The 17,468-nt window shown below is 69.8% G+C and carries 19 protein-coding genes and 1 riboswitch; of the genes, 8 read left to right on the forward strand and 11 right to left on the reverse strand.

Annotated elements, in window-relative coordinates:
• Nucleotides 1-12: 12 nt before the first annotated feature.
• Entirely contained in the window at nt 13-1,581 is a 1,569-nt protein-coding gene (locus AB0B91_RS22465) for a DUF885 domain-containing protein (protein WP_358322636.1), read from the reverse strand.
• Nucleotides 1,582-1,604: 23 nt separating this feature from the next.
• Here AB0B91_RS22465 and AB0B91_RS22470 point away from each other — a divergent pair, with 23 nt between their 5' ends.
• The 5 genes from AB0B91_RS22470 (at nt 1,605) to AB0B91_RS22490 (ending at nt 5,163) form a co-directional block, all read left to right on the forward strand.
• Nucleotides 1,605-2,840 carry a DUF4032 domain-containing protein gene (locus AB0B91_RS22470; RefSeq protein WP_358322639.1) on the forward strand — a complete coding sequence of 412 codons (1,236 nt, stop codon included), beginning with the start codon at nt 1,605-1,607 and terminating at the stop codon, nt 2,838-2,840.
• Between the two features lie 197 nt (nt 2,841-3,037).
• Nucleotides 3,038-3,415 carry a roadblock/LC7 domain-containing protein gene (locus AB0B91_RS22475; RefSeq protein ID WP_358322642.1) on the forward strand — a complete coding sequence of 126 codons (378 nt, stop codon included), beginning with the start codon at nt 3,038-3,040 and terminating at the stop codon, nt 3,413-3,415.
• A 3-nt stretch (nt 3,416-3,418) separates the two neighbouring features.
• Nucleotides 3,419-4,360: a hypothetical protein gene (locus AB0B91_RS22480; protein ID WP_358322645.1), complete on the forward strand. Its 942-nt coding sequence runs from the start codon at nt 3,419-3,421 to the stop codon at nt 4,358-4,360.
• Between the two features lie 29 nt (nt 4,361-4,389).
• The gene (locus tag AB0B91_RS22485) at nt 4,390-4,773 is read left to right on the forward strand and encodes a roadblock/LC7 domain-containing protein (RefSeq protein WP_358322648.1); all 384 of its coding nucleotides are present in this window, start codon (nt 4,390-4,392) and stop codon (nt 4,771-4,773) included.
• An 18-nt stretch (nt 4,774-4,791) separates the two neighbouring features.
• Nucleotides 4,792-5,163 (forward strand): hypothetical protein, encoded by a 372-nt coding sequence (locus AB0B91_RS22490; protein ID WP_358322651.1) that lies wholly within the window; start codon nt 4,792-4,794, stop codon nt 5,161-5,163.
• A 67-nt stretch (nt 5,164-5,230) separates the two neighbouring features.
• On the opposite strand, the gene AB0B91_RS22495 is transcribed toward AB0B91_RS22490, so the two are convergent.
• From AB0B91_RS22495 to AB0B91_RS22510, 4 genes are all read right to left on the reverse strand, one after another.
• Nucleotides 5,231-6,076 (reverse strand): alpha/beta hydrolase, encoded by an 846-nt coding sequence (locus AB0B91_RS22495; RefSeq protein ID WP_358322654.1) that lies wholly within the window; start codon nt 6,074-6,076, stop codon nt 5,231-5,233.
• A gap of 49 nt (nt 6,077-6,125) precedes the next feature.
• Complete coding sequence (locus tag AB0B91_RS22500; RefSeq protein WP_358322657.1) at nt 6,126-6,830, reverse strand: hypothetical protein; 705 nt, start codon at nt 6,828-6,830, stop codon at nt 6,126-6,128.
• 188 nt (nt 6,831-7,018) lie between these two features.
• Nucleotides 7,019-7,159: riboswitch (cyclic di-AMP (ydaO/yuaA leader) on the reverse strand.
• 165 nt (nt 7,160-7,324) lie between these two features.
• Nucleotides 7,325-7,525, reverse strand: a complete 201-nt coding sequence (locus AB0B91_RS22505) for a DUF5302 domain-containing protein (RefSeq protein ID WP_214637144.1) — start codon at nt 7,523-7,525, stop codon at nt 7,325-7,327.
• A gap of 47 nt (nt 7,526-7,572) precedes the next feature.
• The gene (locus AB0B91_RS22510) at nt 7,573-9,021 is read right to left on the reverse strand and encodes an MDR family MFS transporter (RefSeq protein ID WP_358322660.1); all 1,449 of its coding nucleotides are present in this window, start codon (nt 9,019-9,021) and stop codon (nt 7,573-7,575) included.
• A gap of 56 nt (nt 9,022-9,077) precedes the next feature.
• Between AB0B91_RS22510 and AB0B91_RS22515 the strand changes: the two genes are divergently transcribed.
• Nucleotides 9,078-9,587, forward strand: a complete 510-nt coding sequence (locus AB0B91_RS22515) for a PadR family transcriptional regulator (RefSeq protein ID WP_358322662.1) — start codon at nt 9,078-9,080, stop codon at nt 9,585-9,587.
• A gap of 9 nt (nt 9,588-9,596) precedes the next feature.
• Here the strand turns inward: AB0B91_RS22515 and AB0B91_RS22520 are convergent, their stop codons facing one another.
• Both AB0B91_RS22520 and AB0B91_RS22525 read right to left on the reverse strand, forming a co-directional pair.
• Nucleotides 9,597-10,454, reverse strand: coding sequence for an aldo/keto reductase (locus tag AB0B91_RS22520; RefSeq protein ID WP_358322665.1), 858 nt, complete (start codon nt 10,452-10,454; stop codon nt 9,597-9,599).
• A gap of 104 nt (nt 10,455-10,558) precedes the next feature.
• Nucleotides 10,559-10,987, reverse strand: a complete 429-nt coding sequence (locus AB0B91_RS22525) for a MarR family winged helix-turn-helix transcriptional regulator (protein WP_358322668.1) — start codon at nt 10,985-10,987, stop codon at nt 10,559-10,561.
• A gap of 67 nt (nt 10,988-11,054) precedes the next feature.
• Here AB0B91_RS22525 and AB0B91_RS22530 point away from each other — a divergent pair, with 67 nt between their 5' ends.
• Nucleotides 11,055-11,867, forward strand: coding sequence for a glucose 1-dehydrogenase (locus tag AB0B91_RS22530; RefSeq protein WP_358322671.1), 813 nt, complete (start codon nt 11,055-11,057; stop codon nt 11,865-11,867).
• Nucleotides 11,868-11,869: 2 nt separating this feature from the next.
• The gene (locus AB0B91_RS22535) at nt 11,870-12,256 is read left to right on the forward strand and encodes a nuclear transport factor 2 family protein (protein WP_358322673.1); all 387 of its coding nucleotides are present in this window, start codon (nt 11,870-11,872) and stop codon (nt 12,254-12,256) included.
• Between the two features lie 11 nt (nt 12,257-12,267).
• Here AB0B91_RS22535 and AB0B91_RS22540 read toward each other — a convergent pair whose 3' ends face one another.
• The 4 genes from AB0B91_RS22540 to AB0B91_RS22555 form a co-directional block, all read right to left on the reverse strand.
• Nucleotides 12,268-12,585 (reverse strand): YbaB/EbfC family nucleoid-associated protein, encoded by a 318-nt coding sequence (locus AB0B91_RS22540; RefSeq protein ID WP_358322676.1) that lies wholly within the window; start codon nt 12,583-12,585, stop codon nt 12,268-12,270.
• A gap of 9 nt (nt 12,586-12,594) precedes the next feature.
• Nucleotides 12,595-13,473, reverse strand: a complete 879-nt coding sequence (locus tag AB0B91_RS22545; protein ID WP_358322679.1) for a hypothetical protein — start codon at nt 13,471-13,473, stop codon at nt 12,595-12,597.
• Nucleotides 13,473-13,823: a hypothetical protein gene (locus AB0B91_RS22550; protein ID WP_358322682.1), complete on the reverse strand. Its 351-nt coding sequence runs from the start codon at nt 13,821-13,823 to the stop codon at nt 13,473-13,475. The genes AB0B91_RS22545 and AB0B91_RS22550 overlap by 1 nt, the downstream gene beginning before the upstream one ends.
• A 457-nt stretch (nt 13,824-14,280) precedes the next feature.
• Nucleotides 14,281-17,460, reverse strand: coding sequence for a response regulator (locus tag AB0B91_RS22555; protein WP_358322685.1), 3,180 nt, complete (start codon nt 17,458-17,460; stop codon nt 14,281-14,283).
• Between the last annotated feature and the right edge of the window lie 8 nt (nt 17,461-17,468).

Genomic DNA, 17,468 nt, shown 5'->3' on the forward strand with positions numbered 1-17,468 from the left:
GGCCGTCACGAGCTACAGGTGTGCCGCCTGTTCCGCCAGTCCCAGCGGCAGGCCGCCCGAGCCCGCGATCTTGTCGTGGAACGACTTCAGCGACCCGTCGTACGACTCCCTGATCCGGTCGATCTCGATCGCCCCCGTCAGGTACGACGGCGCCTGCGTGGGCCAGGCGCAGTACCGGCTGACCTCCCCCTGCGCCGTCCCGGGAGACAGCGACGCCTTCGTCGCCATGAACGTCTCCGCCTCCTCGATCGACATGTCCTCGCAGTGCAGCGCCGTGTCCACCACGATGCGGGCCGCGCGGAAGATGCGGCAGTCCAGGTGCGCCAGCTCGGTGGCGAGCGTGTCGAAGTAGCCCTGCTCGTGCAGCAGCTTCTCGACGTAGAGGGCCCAGCCCTCGGTGAAGTACGGGGTGCGGAACACGTTGCGCACGGTCCGGGTGTTGCTCGCCATGTGCGACAGGTGCCAGTGGTGGCCGGGGTAGGCCTCGTGGACGGCGATCGACGGCATCTGGGCCCGTGAGTTCGTCCGCAGGCGCTGCCGTACCTGCTCCTCGGTGAAGTCGTCAGGCGTGTACGGCACGAAGAACACGCCGGTGCGCGAGCTGCTCAACGGCGGCGGCGCCAGGTAGTGGGCGACGGCGAGGACCGGCCTGGTGTATTCGGCCGAGGGCAGCACCAGGCACTCCTCCCCCTCGGGGAAGGTCACCAGGTCGCGTTCCCTGACGAACTCGCGGGCCCGGCGGGTCTCGGCCTCGTACTCGGCCCGCATGTCGGCCAGCGTGGCGGGGTGGTCGTCCATCAGGGACTCCATCGCGGCCCGCCAGTCCTCGGTGCCGTTGAGCCTCATGGTGACCTCGCGCATCCGCGCGTCCAGCGACGCCCAGGCCGCCTGGCCCTTGCGGTGCAGCTCGGCGGCGTCGTACCCGAGCAGCTCGCGCTCGCGCAGCAGCGTGGAGTAGAGCGGCTCGCCCATCCGCCAGGTGCCGCCGCACTCGAACCCTTCGAGAAAGGCGACGAACGCGTCGAACGCGACGGCGGCCGGCTCGGCGGCGTCCGCGAGCTTCGCGCGCAGGTCGGGGTCCGTCACCATCGACGGGACGGTTCTGGTGAGGAAGTTGCGTCCGGTGCGCGCCTGTCCGAGCCCGCGCTGGACGAGCAGCGGCGCGGCGAGATCGGCGTCGAGGTTCGTACGGCAGGCGGCCAGCACGTCCGGCACCTCGGCCAGCCGGGAGACGGCGGCGGACACCAGCTCGGCCTCGGGCTTGAGCCGCCGCTGGAACGGCGTGAACATGGAGGTGAAGATCGCCGACAGGTAGACGGCCGGGTCGCGCCGCCAGTCTGGCCAGGAGGCCAGGGCGATCGAGCCCCTTAACTGCGACAGGACGAGATCCCTGTCGATGGCGTCGTCCGGCGTCGCGGTCTCCAGCCTGGAGAGCCGGTCCAGCCAGAGGATCTCTTCGCGTTCGCGGGCGGCGAAGGCGGCGGCGGTGAAGTCACCGAGCGTGTGATCGTAGCCGTCGGCTCCCAGGTAGCTGGCGACGACGGGACGACCGGAAAAGTACCACTTGAGAAACTCGTCCACGTTCGCACAATATCCTGGGCTTTATGCCCCTTCAGATCACCGGCGCGCTCGGCGACCCCGACCTGATCCGCCTGCCATGGGATGTCCCTCTCACCGACTGGCCGTCGCATCATCTGGTCGACCTCCCGCGCGGTATCTCGCGGCACGTGGTGCGGTTCGTCAGGCTGTCCGGCAAGGTGTACGCGATCAAGGAGATCAGCGAGCGGTACGCCAAACGGGAGTACCAGCTGCTGTGGGACCTGGCCAGGCTCGACGCGCCGTCGGTCGAGCCGATCGCCTACGTCACCGGCCGGGACGAGGGGCTCGACGCGGCGCTGATCACCCGGCACCTGCAGTTCTCGCTGCCGTACCGCGCGGTCATGTCGGGGACGCTGCGGCCCGACACGCTCACCCGGCTGCTGGACGCGCTGGCCGTGCTGCTGGTGCGGCTGCACCTGACCGGTTTCTACTGGGGCGACTGCTCGCTGTCCAACACGCTGTTCCGCAGGGACGCCGGTGCGTTCGCCGCCTACCTCGTGGACGCGGAGACCGGTGAGATGCACCCGATGATCAGTGAGGGCCAGCGGCTCGCCGACATCGACGCCGCGCACACGAACATCTTCGGCGAGATGCTCGACCTGGAGGCCGGCGAGCTGCTGCACCCGTCGATCGACCCGATGGACACCGCCGAGGACATCGTGACCCGCTACCACCGGCTGTGGAACGAGATCACTCAGGACGAGATCATCGAGGAGGTCGACTGGCACCGGGTGGAGCAGCGGATCAGGCGGCTCAACCTGCTGGGCTTCGATGTGGCCGAGATGATGGTCCGGCGCAAGGTCGGCACCGGGCGGCTCATCGTGCGGCCCAAGGTGGTCGACTCCGGGCACCACCAGCGGCGGCTGCTCCGGCTCACCGGCCTCGACGTCGAGGAGAACCAGGCCAGGCGGCTGCTGAACGACCTCGACGGGTTCCGGGTCGCCAAGGGCCTGCGGCACGAGGACGAGGCCATCGTGGCGCACCGGTGGCTGGCCGAGGTGTTCCAGCCGACGGTCGAGGCCATTCCGGCCCGGCTGCGCGGGAAGCTGGAGCCCGCGCAACTGTTCCACGAGGTGCTGGACCACCGGTGGTACCTGTCGGAGGCGGCCGGGGCCGATGTCGGCATCGCGGCCGCGGTGAAGTCGTACGTGGACAAGGTGCTCGTCCACAAGCCCGACGAGAAGGCGCTCCTGCCGGAGGAGCCGGGCGGACTCTCCGAGGAGCCCGCAGAGCTTCAGTAGGCGCATAATGTGAACGAAATTCCTGAATGCCGCGATCAAACAGATGAATTCAGGAAATCTCCGTCGCGGTTAGGTTTTTCTCCTCCCTGGCCGTAGACATCTTCAACTTCATACATATCTCGCTTTATACGATCACCGCGCTGCCATCCATCGCTCCTACGCTGTCTCAGTCCTCACGACGGCGTGGGAGGGTGCACGTGCTGGGACTGGACGACTGCCTGACCGAGGTCATGGCGATACCAGGGGCATTGGACGCGATGCTCCTCGACCAGACGAGCGGCATGGCCGTGGCCATCAGCGGGCCGCCGCAGGGTGTGGACGCCGAGCGCTCCGCCGCCGCCCTGACCGAGACGCTGCGCGCGACGACGGACGGCCTGTCCCGTTCGTGCCCGGGCGAGACGGTCCGCATTGACGACATGTTGGTTACTACCGACAAAGGCCATCACTTACTCAGGATGCTGGAAACGGTATTCGAGGGGCCGCTCATCATTTACCTGCGCCTCGACTTGGAACGGTCGAACCTCGCCCTGGCGCGCTATCGCCTGCAAGCCATCTCCAGCCAGTTTCTGACCTGAGCCATGGCACCGCTGGACACGCTCCTCGCCGGTCTCGCCCGTGAACGTTCCACGGGCGCCCTCCGCGTGGGCCGAGCCGGGACGATCTTCCTCAGTGAGGGCCGCGTCACGTACATGGAGTGCGCCCACACGCCCGGCGTCGAGCGCGTGCTGGCGGCGCGGGGGCGGCTGCCGGAGACCGCGCTGCGCCGGTTGCAGGCCGACGGGGGCTGCGCCCGGCTGCTGGAAGAAGGGCCCGTCACGCTGGGCGAGCTGCAGTACTGCGTGCTCGCGGCGGTCCTGGACGCCGCGTTCTTCCTGCTGCCGGCCGGTGGGAACCGGCCGAAGTTCCGGCCCGGCGAGCAGCACTGGCTGGGCGGTCAGTGGTACTTCGACGTGGCGGGGCTGATGCGCGAGTGCGCGCGCCGCCGGGCCTATCTCGCGCAGATCTGGCCGTCCGCCCAGCTGGACACGGCGCCGGTACGGCCGCTGCCGCGGCTGCCGGGGAACGGGGTGACGCTGGACTCGGTCCAGTGGGAGGTCGTCACCGGGGCCGATGCCGAGGCGACACCGCTTGACCTGGCCAAACGGCTCGGCAGGTCGGGCTATTCGGTGCTGCTGGCCGTACGGAGGATGGCCGCGGCCGGGCTGCTGGCACCACCCCAAGAGCCCGCCAAAGACGGCCCGTACAAGGGCGCGACCACAACACGGGCCACCAAGGAAGGCACGGCACGGCACGCGGCAGGCGCCCCAGACGACGCGGCAGAAGCCCCCGAAGACGGCGCGGCGCAGGCCGTCGTGGATCGGCGGGGCGCGCTGCCGCGGCGGGTGCGTGGCTCGGCGGATCAGCGGCCACCACACGATTCCGATGCCCGGGGGCTGCCGCTCGGCCCGCCGATCTCGGCGGACCCCACGGACCTGGCCCTGCTGATGCGCCTGAAGAAGGCACTGGAGGAGCTGTCATGAGGTTCCTCCGCCCGCAAAGGAGGCCACCGGTGAAGCTGTGTGAAGAGGTGCTGAGGGAGATGGTTCTCCTGCGCGAGCGCACCCCGGACATCAGCGGGAGCGTCGCCTGCACGGTCGACGGCATGACCATCGCCTGCGACAACGGCGGCAAAGCCAACGGCAACAGCGAGCAGACCGCCGCGTTGTCGGCGGCGTTGCTCGCGCTGAGCAGGCGAATGACGATCATGACGTCCCAGGGCGTACTGGAGGAGACGCTCATCTCCGGCACCGCCGGCTTCGCCGCCTTCTACGCGGCGGGCCCCACCATCGTCCTCACAGTCCTGGCTGAGCCCGGCACCAATCTCGGGCTCCTCCGGCTGGAGGGCCGCAAGACGGCGGCCAGCGTGGCCGCCATCGCAGCACGGATTCACTGACCTTGAACGGAGGAAGGCATGGCCAGCATGGACGTCTCTCTCAAGGAGATGATGACGATCGACGGCTCGATCGGAGCGGCGATCGTCGACCACGGCAGCGGCATGGCGCTGGGCGCGCTCGGCGGTTCGAAGGACCTGGATCTCCAGGTCGCCGCGGCGGGTAACACGGAAGTGGTCAAGGCCAAGCTGCGCACGATGGACTCGCTGGGGCTCAAGGAATCCATCGAGGACATCCTGATCACGCTCAGCGGCCAGTACCACATCATCCGGCCGATCACCGGACGGGGCGGCAAGGGGCTGTTCCTCTATCTCGCCATGGACCGGGGGCGGGCCAACCTGGCGATGGCCAGGCACCAGCTACGCGGCATCGAGGAGAAGCTGGAGGTCTGACAGACCCGGTGGCTCGCGTACGGGCGCGGCGAACGCGAGCCACCGTCCTCCAGCGCTCTGCGGCAGGTCAGCCGGTGGTGAGCTTGGTGATGGCGTCGACGATCTCCGGCCAGAGCGGTTTCGGCAGATCGTGGCCCATGCCGGGGAACGTCAGCAGCCTGGCGCCCGGGATCGCCGCCGCCGTGGCCAGGCCGCCGGCGACCGGGACGAGCCGGTCGGCCTCGCCGTGGATGACCAGGGTGGGCACGCCCACTGTGCCGAGCTGTTCCGTACGGTCACCGGAGGCCAGGATCGCGGCCAGTTGACGGGTCGTGCCCGGCGGGTCGAAGCTCCGGTCGTACGCCTGGCCGGACATCCGGACGATGCGCTCCCGGTCCAGGTCGAAGCCGGGCGAGCCGATCACGGACCAGGTCGCCAGGGCCTGGGCGAGGACGCCCGCCCGATCGGCCGCGGGCGGTGCGAGCAGCACCGCGCTGGCCTCCGGCGTGGGCGGGGCCACGTCCGGGCCGGGGGTCGACATGATCGAGGTGAGGGTCAGCACGCGTTCGGGGTGCCGGATGGCGAGCGTCTGGGCGATCATCCCGCCCATCGAGGCGCCCACCACATGGGCCGCGGTCCAGCCGAGGGCGTCCATCAGCCCGGCGGCGTCGTCGGCCATGTCGTCCAGCAAATACGACGAGGACGTCCCCAATGCGGGAACGCCCTCGTCGTGCAGGTGCGTGGAGAGTCCGGCGTCACGGTTGTCGAACCTGACGACGTGATGGCCCTGCTCCGCCAGGAGCTCGCAGAGCTCGTCGTCCCAGTGGATGAGCTGGGCGCCGAGCCCCATGATGAGGAGCAGGGGACGTCCGTCGGACGAGCCGAAGGTCTCGTAGGCGATCTGGATGCCGTTGGCGACTGCATGCTTGGTCACGGGATCAGAATGACATTCTGTTTCCCGCGAAGCAAAGACCGACAGGCCGTCAGCGCTGGAGGAGGAGCTTACGACCGACCATCACGCCGCCGCCGACGATCGCCAGCCCGGCCCCCACCACGGCGCCGTCGAGAGCGACGCTCTTGTCGGCCACCGGCACCGCGGGCACGTTGGCGCCCGGAGCCTGCTTGGGGGTCGTCTTCTGAGCCGTGACGATCTTCGGGGGCTTGGCGGGGTTGTGGTCCACGCGGGCGTAGGCACCGGTGGAGAAGGCGACCGGGTAGTTCTTCTTGCCCGGGCCGTTGCCCCACTTGGTGATGATGTAGTCGACCTTGATGTGGCCCTTGCCGCCGTTGCCGTCCACACCCAGCGTGCTGGAGTTGAAGCGGCCGCCGGTCAGGTCGGCGAAGGTCTTGGCGTCGAGGTCGAGCATGACACCGCTGGAGGACGGCACGCCCGGGCCGCGGTCACCGACGAAGAAGGGCATCTTCTTGCCCTTGTAGACAACGTAGCCCTCTGTCATGAGCGGCCAGCTCGGGCTGGCGGCGAGACGCTTCTGCATGGGCTTGCCGCTGGCCGGCAGTCCGGTGTCCCCGGCGCGACCGGAGGAGTCGTCCCAGAAGTAGGACGCCGTGGTCGAACCCTTGAGCAGGACCTTCTTGTCAGTGCCGGAGTCGGCGTGTGCGGCGGTGGCGGCTCCGATGGACAGAGCGCCGACGAGGGCGGCAGTGAGCATGGCAGAGCGAACAGACATGGAGCAGCAAAGTCCTTTATACGGGTACAGGGGGAGAGAGCGCTCGCAGCAGAAAGGCGTAGCCGGGCGGAGTGCCTAACGGTCGCTACGCGGAGCGCGGGAAGAGCTTGGGGGAAGGTGCCGGTCAGTCGTGGGCGGATGACAACACGCGGACGGGCGGCACGGCAGGAAGGTAACGCATGCGGTAGGTGTCCTCTCCATCTCGCCTACCGGGTTAGCTGACGGGTTCGGGCGTGGAGATGCCCTACCGACCGACTGTGGTCGGATTCACCCCTAAGGAACGGTGGTTCCCCGGTTCTCGCCTGAGCGGGATTCGGCGCCTGCCGGTCGGCGCCTCTCTGCTGAAGCGCCTGGTCACCGGCTGGTAACTGTCATGGACTATATGGAGATAATCGGACAAAGGCAAACATAAGCCCATGAATCGGGCGAAGATCTACCTAGGAGGTCAAGAAAAAAGAGGGGTACGGCATGCCGTACCCCTCGAAAAGCCCTTGTCAGCCGCCGCTCTTCCGCCTGAAAGAACGCTTACTGGCGGCGGGCCCGTGAGCGCCGTGAATCTTGGAAGGGTCGTTGCCCCTGCCACCCGCGCTCGAGTCGGCGTGCTGTCCGCGCTTGCGCTCCAGCGCCTCGCGGAACTTGCGCTTCATCTCGTCCTCGGGAGTTTCGTCGACTTCCGGCTCCGGTGTTTCCGCCATGAGGACCTCCTGGTGTTGGGGACAAGGACAGCTTCCCATGGCGTCGCTCAGGACGCGAAACCAGCCTCGACCTTGGGCTGTGGAGCTTGCCGGTCGATGCGCGCGCCGGGCATGGCGATCAGGGCGACCAGCGCTATGAGGGCGCCCGCGACGCCCAGCGAGGGAATGACCAGGGCCGCGGCCGAGGCGTGCGCGGCGGCCAGCCCGTGCAGCGGCGCCTCTGTGGTGATCTCGGAAGTGTACGCGGTGCCGGCGAGCGCCAGCGCGACCGAGCCGCCGATCTGGCGGAAGAAGGTCAGGTTGGCCGAGGCCGTGCCGATGTACTGGGGCGGCACCGAGGACTGCACGGCCACCGTCAGGCCGGAGAGCATCGGGCCCATGCCGAGGCCGATCAGCGCCATCCACCCGACGAGCACCCAGGGCGGCGTGTCCAGCGTCAGACCAGAGCACAGCAGCGCGCCCACCGCCAGCAGAAACGGCGCCGCCACCAGCCACGGCTTGTAGACGCGCGTGCGGCTCATCAGCGCGCCCATGACGACGCTGCCCACCACCATGGCCAGGGTCAGCGGGTAGATCCGCAGCCCCGACTCGGTCGCGGTGGCGCCGAGCGCCTCCTGGAAGTAACGCGGCAGGAACACCACTCCGGCGAACATGCAGAAGGCGGTGAAGAACGACGTCACGTTGACCAGCGTGTACGTACGGTTGCGGAACAGGTGCAACGGCATGATGGGCGCCTCGGCCCGCCTCTCCACCACCACGAACACCACCAGCAACGCCAGAGCCAGCACGATCGGCCCGACCACCGGCACGCTGGTCCAGGTGTGGGCGTCGAGCCCCTTCTCGGTCAGGCCGATGAGCAGCGCGCTGATGGCCACCGTGAACACCCCGATGCCCAGGTAGTCCGGCCGCCCGCCGCCGTGCCCCGGCTGTCGCGGCAGGCGCAGCACGATGATCCCGATCAGCACCAGGCCGATCGGCACGTTCACATAGAAGGCCCAGCGCCAGCTCGCGTGGTCGGTGAAGAGCCCGCCCAGGAAAGGCCCGGCGAGGTAGCTGAGCGCCATCACCCCGCCCATCGCCCCCTGCACCCGGGCCCCGCCCTTGTCCGGCGGGAACAGTTCGATCACCAGGGCGATCGACAGCGGCAACAGCGCGCCCGCGCCCAGGCCCTGCAGCGCGCGGAACAGGATGAGCTGGGTCATGTCCTGGGCCACCCCGCACAGCGCGGACCCCACGAGGAACACGGACATGCCGGTGAGCAGCAGCGGCTTCCTGCCGTGCTGGTCCGACAGCCTTCCATAGAGGGGCACGGTCACGGTCGAGGTCAGCAGGTACGCCGTGACCACCCAGGTGTAGAGATCGGTGCCGCCCAGCTCCGCGGTGATCCGGGGCAGGGCAGTGCCGACGATCGTCTGGTCGAGCATCGCCAGGAACATGCCGCCGAGCACGGCGACCAACAGGAGGCCATCGCCTCCGCGCTTCGTGTCAGTATTCACGCGTGGAGATTGACATGTAAGAACTGACATGTCAAGACTTCGCTATGCTCAGGTACATGTCCCTACGGATCGCACTGCTCGGGCTCCTCGACGCCACGGGGCCGGCCAGCGGTTACGACCTGGCGAAATCATTCGAGCGGTCGCTCAATCACGTCTGGCAGGCCGGGCACACGCAGATCTACCCGGAGCTGGTGAAGATGGCCGCCGACGGACTGGTGGCGGTCGAGTCTGAGGGGGCACGCGGGCGGAAGCTCTATGCGATCACGCCTGAGGGCGCGAGTCAGCTCCGCTCCTGGCTGGTCGAGCGCGAGCCGAGCTCCGCGACGCGCAGCGAGGTGGCGCTCCAGGCGTTCCTGCTCCCGCTGCTCGACCGGGAGTCGGCGATCGCGGTGGTCGAGCGGATCAGGGCGCGGTTCGCGGAGCGGCTGACCGTCCTGGAGTGCAAGCCCAAGGACACCCCGGGTTTCGGCCGGTACGCGCTCCGCCTGGGTCTCACCCAGGGCCATGCGGGTCTCGCCTGGGCCGACGAGACCCTGGCCGAACTACGGGGCGCGTCCGACGGCTGAAAGCGGTGGTCAGGCGAGAGCGGCCAGCTCGTCGGCGGTGAGGACGAGGTCGGCCGCGGCGGCCGAGTCCACGATGGTCTCCGGCCTGCTGGCGCCGGGGATGGGGATCACCACCGGGCTGCGCGCCAGCTCCCAGGCGAGGCAGACCTGTTGCGGCGTCACGCCCCGCTCCGCCGCCACCCTGGCGAACGCCGCGTGCTGCCCGCCGAGCTCCGACGCCGAGCTGATGCCGCCCAGCGGCGACCACGGCAGGAACGCCAGCCCCAGCTCCTCGCACACGTCGATCTCCGGCTCACTGGAACGGAACCGCGGCGAGTACTGGTTCTGCACACTGGCCAGCCGCCCGCCGAGGATCTCGTGGGCGAGCCTGATCTGCTCCGGGTTCGCGTTGGAGATGCCCGCCATCACGATCTTCCCGGCGTCGAGCAGGTCGCGCAGGCCGCCGATCGTCTCCTCGTACGGCACGGCGGGGTCGGGCCGGTGGTGCTGATAGAGCCCGATCGCCTCCACCCCCAGCGCCTTCAATGAGCGGTCGCACGCCTCGGCCAGGTAGTCGGGCCGGCCGTTGACCTGCCAGCCGCCGTCCACCGTGCGGGTGTGGCCGCCCTTGGTGGCCACGAGCACCCCGCTGGTGTCGCCGGTCCAGCTCGCCAGGGCCTTGGCCACGATCCGCTCGTTGTGACCCACCTGGTCGGACGACGGCGTGTAGGCGTCGGCCGTGTCGATGAGGGTGACTCCGGCGTCGAGCGCCGCGTGAATGGTCCTGATCGACTGTGCTTCGTCGGGCATGTGCCCGTGTACGGACATGGGCATGGCGCCGAGCCCGATGGCGCCTACAGGGGTCTGGCCGATAAGTCGCGTATTCATGCACCCCATCCTCCCCAAGCGCCGAAATGACGCCGCAGCGGGGGCACTCTCCCCCGTCAGGCGCCGGTGAAACGGATGGTCACGTGTGAGCCGCGCCCTGGCCCTCAGTCGCGGACGTTCTCCGCCAGCCGGGTCAGGACCTGCTCGAACGCGGTGATCTGCTCCTCGCTGAGCCCGGCCCGCAGGCGCGCGTCGAAGGCGATCGCCACCTCGCGCAACCGGTGGAACAGCTGCTCCCCTTCCTCGGTCAGCTCCACTACGTGGACGCGCCGGTTGGCGGGGTCCCGGCGGCGGGTCAGCAACCCGCCGCTCTCCATCGCGTTGAGGTGGTGGGTCAGCGTCGCCCCCTGGATGCCCACCGCCTCGGCTAGCTCGCGCTGGTTGCCCAGTTGCCGGGACTTGATCGAGATGAGGATCTGCCAGATCGGCGCCGACCCGCCGACGGCGGCGAGCGCGTCGTCGAAGGCTCGGCTCGCCGCCCTGGCGGTGTTGGTGAGCCGCAGGCCGATCGGTGCCCGAAAGGGTGACGTCATGCCGCCCACTTTAGCAGTGGCATCTAATCGTTTGACATCTAATGCTTCGATATCTATCGTCGAAGGCATGAAACCGAACTCTTCGCTCAGTGGCAAGGTCGCGGTCGTGGCGGGAGCCAGCCGCGGCATCGGCGCCGTCACGGCTCACGCTCTGGCCCGGGCGGGCGCCGCCGTGGTGCTCGGCGCCCGTGACAAGCAGGCAGTGGAGCAGGTCGCCGCGGACATACGCTTCGACGGCGGGCAGGCGCTCGGCGTACCCCTCGATGTCGGCGACGTGGCGTCGAACGAGTGGTTCGTGCGGCAGGCGCTGGACACCTTCGGCCGGCTGGACGCGGCCTTCAACAACGCCACCGACGGGCCGATGCCCGCGCCGCTGGCCGACATCGATCCGGACGAGTTCGACCGGGGCATCCGGACGAACGTGCGCGGCACCTTCCTCGGCATGAAGTACCAGATTCCGGCCATGCTCGCCTCCGGCGGCGGCTCGATCGTCAACATGGCCTCGCTCGCCGGGATCCAGGGCCACTCCGGCCTGTCCGCGTACGTGGCGGGCAAGGCCGGGATCATCGGGTTGACGAAGGTGGCCGCGCTCGACTACGCCGACCAGGGCATCCGCGTCAACGTGGTCGCCCCCGGGCCGATCCTCACCCACCATCTGGAGGCGGCGGGCGCGGAGGCGCAGCGCCTGGCGGGGCTGTCGACGCCCATGCGGCGCATCGGCCGGTCCGACGAGGTGGCCGCGGCCGTCGTGTGGCTCTGTTCCGACCAGTCGTCGTTCATCACCGGAGTGACACTGCCCATCGACGGTGGGCAGGCGGCGGGCAGCAAGCCGCCGCGTATGTACCGCCAGGGCGAACCCATGGAGAGGCAGGAGGCCTGATCATGACCATCGACCAGCAGCTCGACGAACTCGGCAGGCAGTGGATGGAGGCGGAGCTCAGCGGCGACGCCGAAGCCCTGGACGCGCTCGCCGTCTCCGACTTCACGCTCGTGGGGCCGCTCGGCTTCATCCTCGTCAAGGACCAGTGGGTGTCGCGCTTCCGCGAGGGCGCCCTGGTCATGCACGAGATGAGCTGGACGGACATCACCGTGCGGGAATACGGCGACACGGCCGTGGCGATCGGCGTGCTGACGCAGCGGGCCTCATACCAGGGCACGTCGGCCGACGGGCGCTTCCGCGTCACGCAGATCACGGTCAGGGACGGGGATCGGCGCCGGCTGGCGGGCCTCCACTACAGCCCGATCGCCGCCCCACCAGGGCGCCCCTGACCCACGGGAGATCAGCGGCCGGGGTTGTCGAAGATCGTCTGGGTGGCGGCGAAGGTCTGGGCGCTCACGTCTTCCTCGGCCTGCCGGGCCGCCTCCATGAGCGCGTCGGACAGCGCCTCGGAGCCCAGCCGCATCGCGCGCGGCGCGATGCGCACGCTCGCCAGCCCCCCGCTCGGCAGGACCTCGACCGTCACCTGCCCGTCCGCCGCCACGCCGCGCCCCCTGGCCGACTCCAGACGGCGCCCCACCTCCTCTAGCTGCGCCGTCTGCGCGGCGAGCTGTGCCAGCGCCCGGTCGATCTCCGGATCGCCGCTCGTGGGTATGGTCATGCCGGCTCCTTATCGGTGGAGGATGAACGCCCGGGGGGCGTGCGCCATGGCGGATCGGAGCGACCCCTGGACGGACATCTCCCCATTGGCGACCAGGGCGTAGAGAGTGGCCGCCGACGTGGTCCGCCGGAAGAAATTGCCCATCGGACCGGTGCCGAGCATGGTCTCGGTGAACCTGGTGGCCGGGATGAACTTGCGTACGTCGCGCAGGGCCTTGATGCCGCCGTCATAGGCCAGCTCGGCGACGAAGTGCTTGCCCGCGTACTCCCACAGGTTGCCCATCGGCTGGCCGGTGGCGGCGGAGCTCGCCGCGTGCACGCCGGTCTTCACCGTGGCCCACACGACCGAGTCGGCCACGGCGTCGAGCCCCTCGCGCACCGCGTACGTGCCCACGTTGAACTTGCCCACCTTCGCGGCCAGGACGGTCTTCATCAACTTCTGGAAGATCGTCTTCTCCAGTCTGGCCCGCGCCACGAGCCACTTGAACACCCCCTCGGCCGCGATCCTGGCCCCCGGGTAGAGATAGCCGAACATCATGGTGAACGCCATGGCGGCGAGCTGGGTTCCGATGATCATGAGCTGGTCGCGGTGTTCCTCCACCGCCTCGGCGTAGTCGTCGCAGCCGTCGGCCATCTCGTTCAGCGCCGCCACCATGGCGGCGTAGCGGGGGGCGAGCTGGTCGGGCCACACGTCCGCGAAACGGTCGACCGAGCGGCTGTCGTTCGTCTCGCGCACGGCGGCGACTCCGCTCGCCGTGTGCTGCGCGAGCGTGCCGATCGCCTTGGCGAACTCACGCAGCTCCGTCGCGCGGGCCCGCAGGTTGGACACGTCCGCCACCGGCACGTGTACCTGGGCGAAATAGGCGAGCGCCTGGAACGGATCGAACATCAGGCACCTTCCCTGGCCGGTGGGGTCACGGGAATCGGGGCGTCGGGAAGGTCCAGGGCCGCGGGCAGGGTCGCGATGATGTCCTGCTCCAGGTAATGCCAGAGTTTCCGGAAATCGCGGAGGTTGCCGGCTGTCGTGAAGTTCTTTTCGGCGATGGCGTCCATGTGATGGGTCAGGGCGGTGTAGCCGGCGTGGTACCACTCGGCGAAATCGCGGCCCTCGTCGTCGCCGCCGACAAGGGCGGAGGTGTCTCCCAGCTTCCAGGAGTTCAGGCGGCGCTCGACGACGTCGTCGCCCAGTTTGTCGAAGAGTCCGGCGAGCTCGCGAATGGACGCCCAGTCGATCTGCACCCGGTCCGAAGCGCCCGGCCGGTGGGTCGGGGTTGGCGTTGGGGTGGGGGTCGGGGTGTACGTCGGGGAGGGTCTCGGTGTGGGGATCGGCGTGTACGGAGGGGTGCTTGACGTCGGGCTCGACGGCGTGGGGGTGCTCGGCGGAGTAGGCGTGGGGGTGTCCGACGGAGTTGGCGTGGGGGTGTCCGACGGAGTTGGCGTGGGAGTCGGGGTCGCCGTGTCCGACGGGGTTGGGGTCGGCGTCGGCGTGTCCGTCGGAGTGGGTGTTGGCGTAGCGGTGTCCGTAGGCGTGGGTGTTGGCGTAGCGGTGTCCGTAGGCGTGGGTGTTGGGGTGTCCGACGCGGTGGGGCTGGGAGTGCCCGTGGGACTGGGCTCCTCGGTTGGATCCGCCATTTACGCTCCCCCATTACAAACACGTTAATTTACGGACATAAGCACCTTAGTGATGTAAAATTACTCACACGTTAATAAATCCGTCGCCGCGGTTAATTTGTGCGCGCAATAAACTGCCCAGCCGATCCACCAATTCGTGTTCGGCGACGCCGCGCACGGCCGATGCCTCGACCCGCTCGCACACCTCGGCCGCGTCGGTGAGCCCGACGGTCGCACAGCTGCCCCTCAACCGGTGCGCGAGCGAGGCGGCTCGGGCCAGGTCTTCCTCGTGTACGGCCTGGAGGAGCTCGTCATAGACCCCCATGGCCGTCGAGCGGAACGCTTCGGCGATCGCCGCGACCTCCGCCCGCGACAGCCCCGCCAGCTCCGGCGGGAGCTCTGGCGCGGCGGCCCAGAGCGGCACCTGGGTCAGGACGTACTGCCAGTCCACGGGCTTGGCGAGGTGGTCGTCCATGCCTGCCTCCAGGCATCGGAGCCGGTCGTCCGGCATCGCCGCCGCGGTCATCGCGATGATCGGCGTACGCGGCTCCTCGCGCCGCCTGATCTCGGCGGTCGCGGCCAGGCCGTCGAGCACCGGCAGCTGGCAGTCCATGAAGACCAGGTCGTACCCGCCGGAGAGCACCGCCGCCACGGCCTGCCTCCCGTCGGCGACGGAGTCGACGTGATGGCCCGCCTTCCGCAGCACGAGCACGGCCACCTGACGACTCACCTCGTCGTCCTCGGCCACCAGGATCCGGACCGACGCCACACCCGGCGCCTCGACCGAAACGATCGCGGGCCCTGGCGCGAGGTCCGACGCGGGGGCCAGCCCGGCGCTCTGCGCGGAGGGCAGCCCGGCGGCCTGCGCGGGGGCCAGCGCAAGGGCCGACGCAGGACCCAGCGCGGCGCCCTGCGCAGGGTCCAGCGCACGGGCCGACCCCAGCACCTGCGTGTGGGCCGACCCGGGGACCAGCGTCGCGCCCGGTGTGGGGGCCAGTGCGTTCTCCACGGCGGCGAGCAAGCGGCGGCGGCTGAGCGGCCGGGTCATCGACTGCACGGTCCGCTCGGCCACCGAGATCGGCCAGGCGCGCCCCGGCCGCCCCGGCGTGACGAGCACGACGACGCTGGCGTCACGAAGCAGCGGATCGGTCAGCACCCCGCCGGTCGGCAGTTCGTCGGCCGCCACCCCGTTGGTCGGCACGTTGTCGGCCGCCACCCCATTGGTCGGCACCTCGTCGGCCGGCACCCCGCCGACCCGCCCCCCGTCGGTCGCCACCCCGTTGGCCCGTACCCCATCGGCCGCCACCCCGTCGACCAGCGTGGAGTCGGCATTCGTGGCGCAGAGGTCGAGGTCGATCACCGTCAGGTCGAACGGGCGGCCCGCTGCGGCGGCGGTGCGCAGGGCGGTCAGCGCGGTCGGGCCGTCGGATGCCGTCGACACCACGAGCCCGGCGTCGTCCAGGATGCGGGCGGCGAGCGCGAGGTCTTCCGGCCGGGTGTCGGCGACGAGGACCCGCCGGCCGCGCAGCTCGGGCGCGGCCGGGGCCGACCAGGTCAGCACGTCCACCGGCAGCGTGACCCAGAACCGGCTGCCCACCCCCTCGACGCTGTCCAGCCCGATCTCGCCGCCCATCAGCTCGGTGAGCTGCCTGCTGATGGCCAGGCCGAGACCGCTGCCGCCGGTCCGCCGGGTGATCGGGGAGTCGACCTGGCGGAAGATGCCGAAGACCCGTTCAAGGTCGCCCTGCCCGACGCCCACACCGGTGTCGGTCACCGTGAACCGCAGCGTGACCCGGTCATCGCCGGGACCGCCTTCGTCGAGGGTCACCTCCAGGTCGACGCCGCCCTGGACGGTGAACTTCAGCGCGTTGCCGACGACGTTGGTGAGCACCTGCCCGAGCCGTACCGGATCGCCGATCACCTGTTGGGGCAGGCTGTCGCCGAGCCGCGAGGTGAGCCAGAGTCCCTGCTGGTAGGCGTGCGGCGCGAACGGGGCCACCACCTCGTCGCAGAGCCGGGGCAGGTCGAACGGCACCGACTCCACCTGCAGATGCCCCGCCTCGATCTTCGACAGGTCGAGGAAGTCGTCGAGCAGCCGGAGCAGGCTCCGCGCGGACTCCTGGGCCGTGCTCGCGTAGTGGCGCTGCTCGCCGTCGAGCCGGGTCTCCAGCAGCAGGGAGTTCATGCCGAGCACGCCGTTGATCGGGGTGCGGATCTCATGGCTGATCTTGGCGAGGAACTCGGACTTGGCGCCGGACGCGCTCACCGCCTCGTCCCGGGCGGCGGCCAGCTCGGCCGCGTACCGGGCGAGTGTCCGCTGCGCCCGGCGCCGGCCGCGCGTGGTGTGGATCTGCAGGCCCAGCCCGATGAGGATCAGCAGCGCCAGGACGGCGGCGATCGACAGCACCCGTACCCGGAGCTGCTCGGCCGAGGCGAGCGCCGTGTCGGCGGGCACCTCGGCGGTGACCGTCCAGCCGACGTCGGGGATGGGCTCCGAGGCCGACAGCACCTTGCCGTCGGGGCCCTGGTGGGTGGTGAAGAGGGTACGGCCGGCCAGTGCCGCGTCCACTCTGGGGTCCTCGCGCAGGGAGGTGAGGGCGTAGAGCTTCCGGCCGGGGTCGGCGACGAGCACCCCTGACTGGTCGGTGATCAGCAACCGGATTCCCTGCGCCTCGGCGGCCTGAGACGCGAAGTCCTGGATGGCGTCCAGGCTGTAGACGACGGCCAGGACGCCCAGCACGCTCTTGCCGTCGGCGCTCGGGATCGCCGCGGCCGCCGCTACGGCCCTGGACACGCCGCGCATCGTGGGCGTGTAGGCCTGGGAGACGTACGGCTGCGGGCGGTCGCGGACGGAGACGTACCAGTCGGTACTGCTCACGTCCTGGGGCAGCACGCTCGTCGGCTCGGCGCCGGCGATGTCGCCGCGCGGCCCGATCACGATCACGCCGCCGACTCCGGCGCGCATCCTGGCCAGCTCCTCGCGGAACTCGATCATGGTGTCGCGGCTCGCCGGCTTCCCGGAGGTCACCGCGGCGCGTACCGCGGGCTGCTGAGCGAACGCGCTGACGAGCTGCTTGAGCGAGCCCAGCTGCTGCTCCACCACGACCCGGCTGACCGAGGCGGTGGTCCGCACCCGGTCGCCGACCTCGTCACCGACGGCGTCCGCCGACAGCGTGATGCTGGACGACGTCAGCAGCGCCAGCGGGAGCAGGCCGAGCAGAATCCACAGTGCCGTCACTGCCAGGAGCCATCCACGGTCTCTCACCAGCGTCA

The organism is Nonomuraea sp. NPDC049141 (genome assembly GCF_040648415.1).
Classification (GTDB): Bacteria; Actinomycetota; Actinomycetes; order Streptosporangiales; family Streptosporangiaceae; genus Nonomuraea.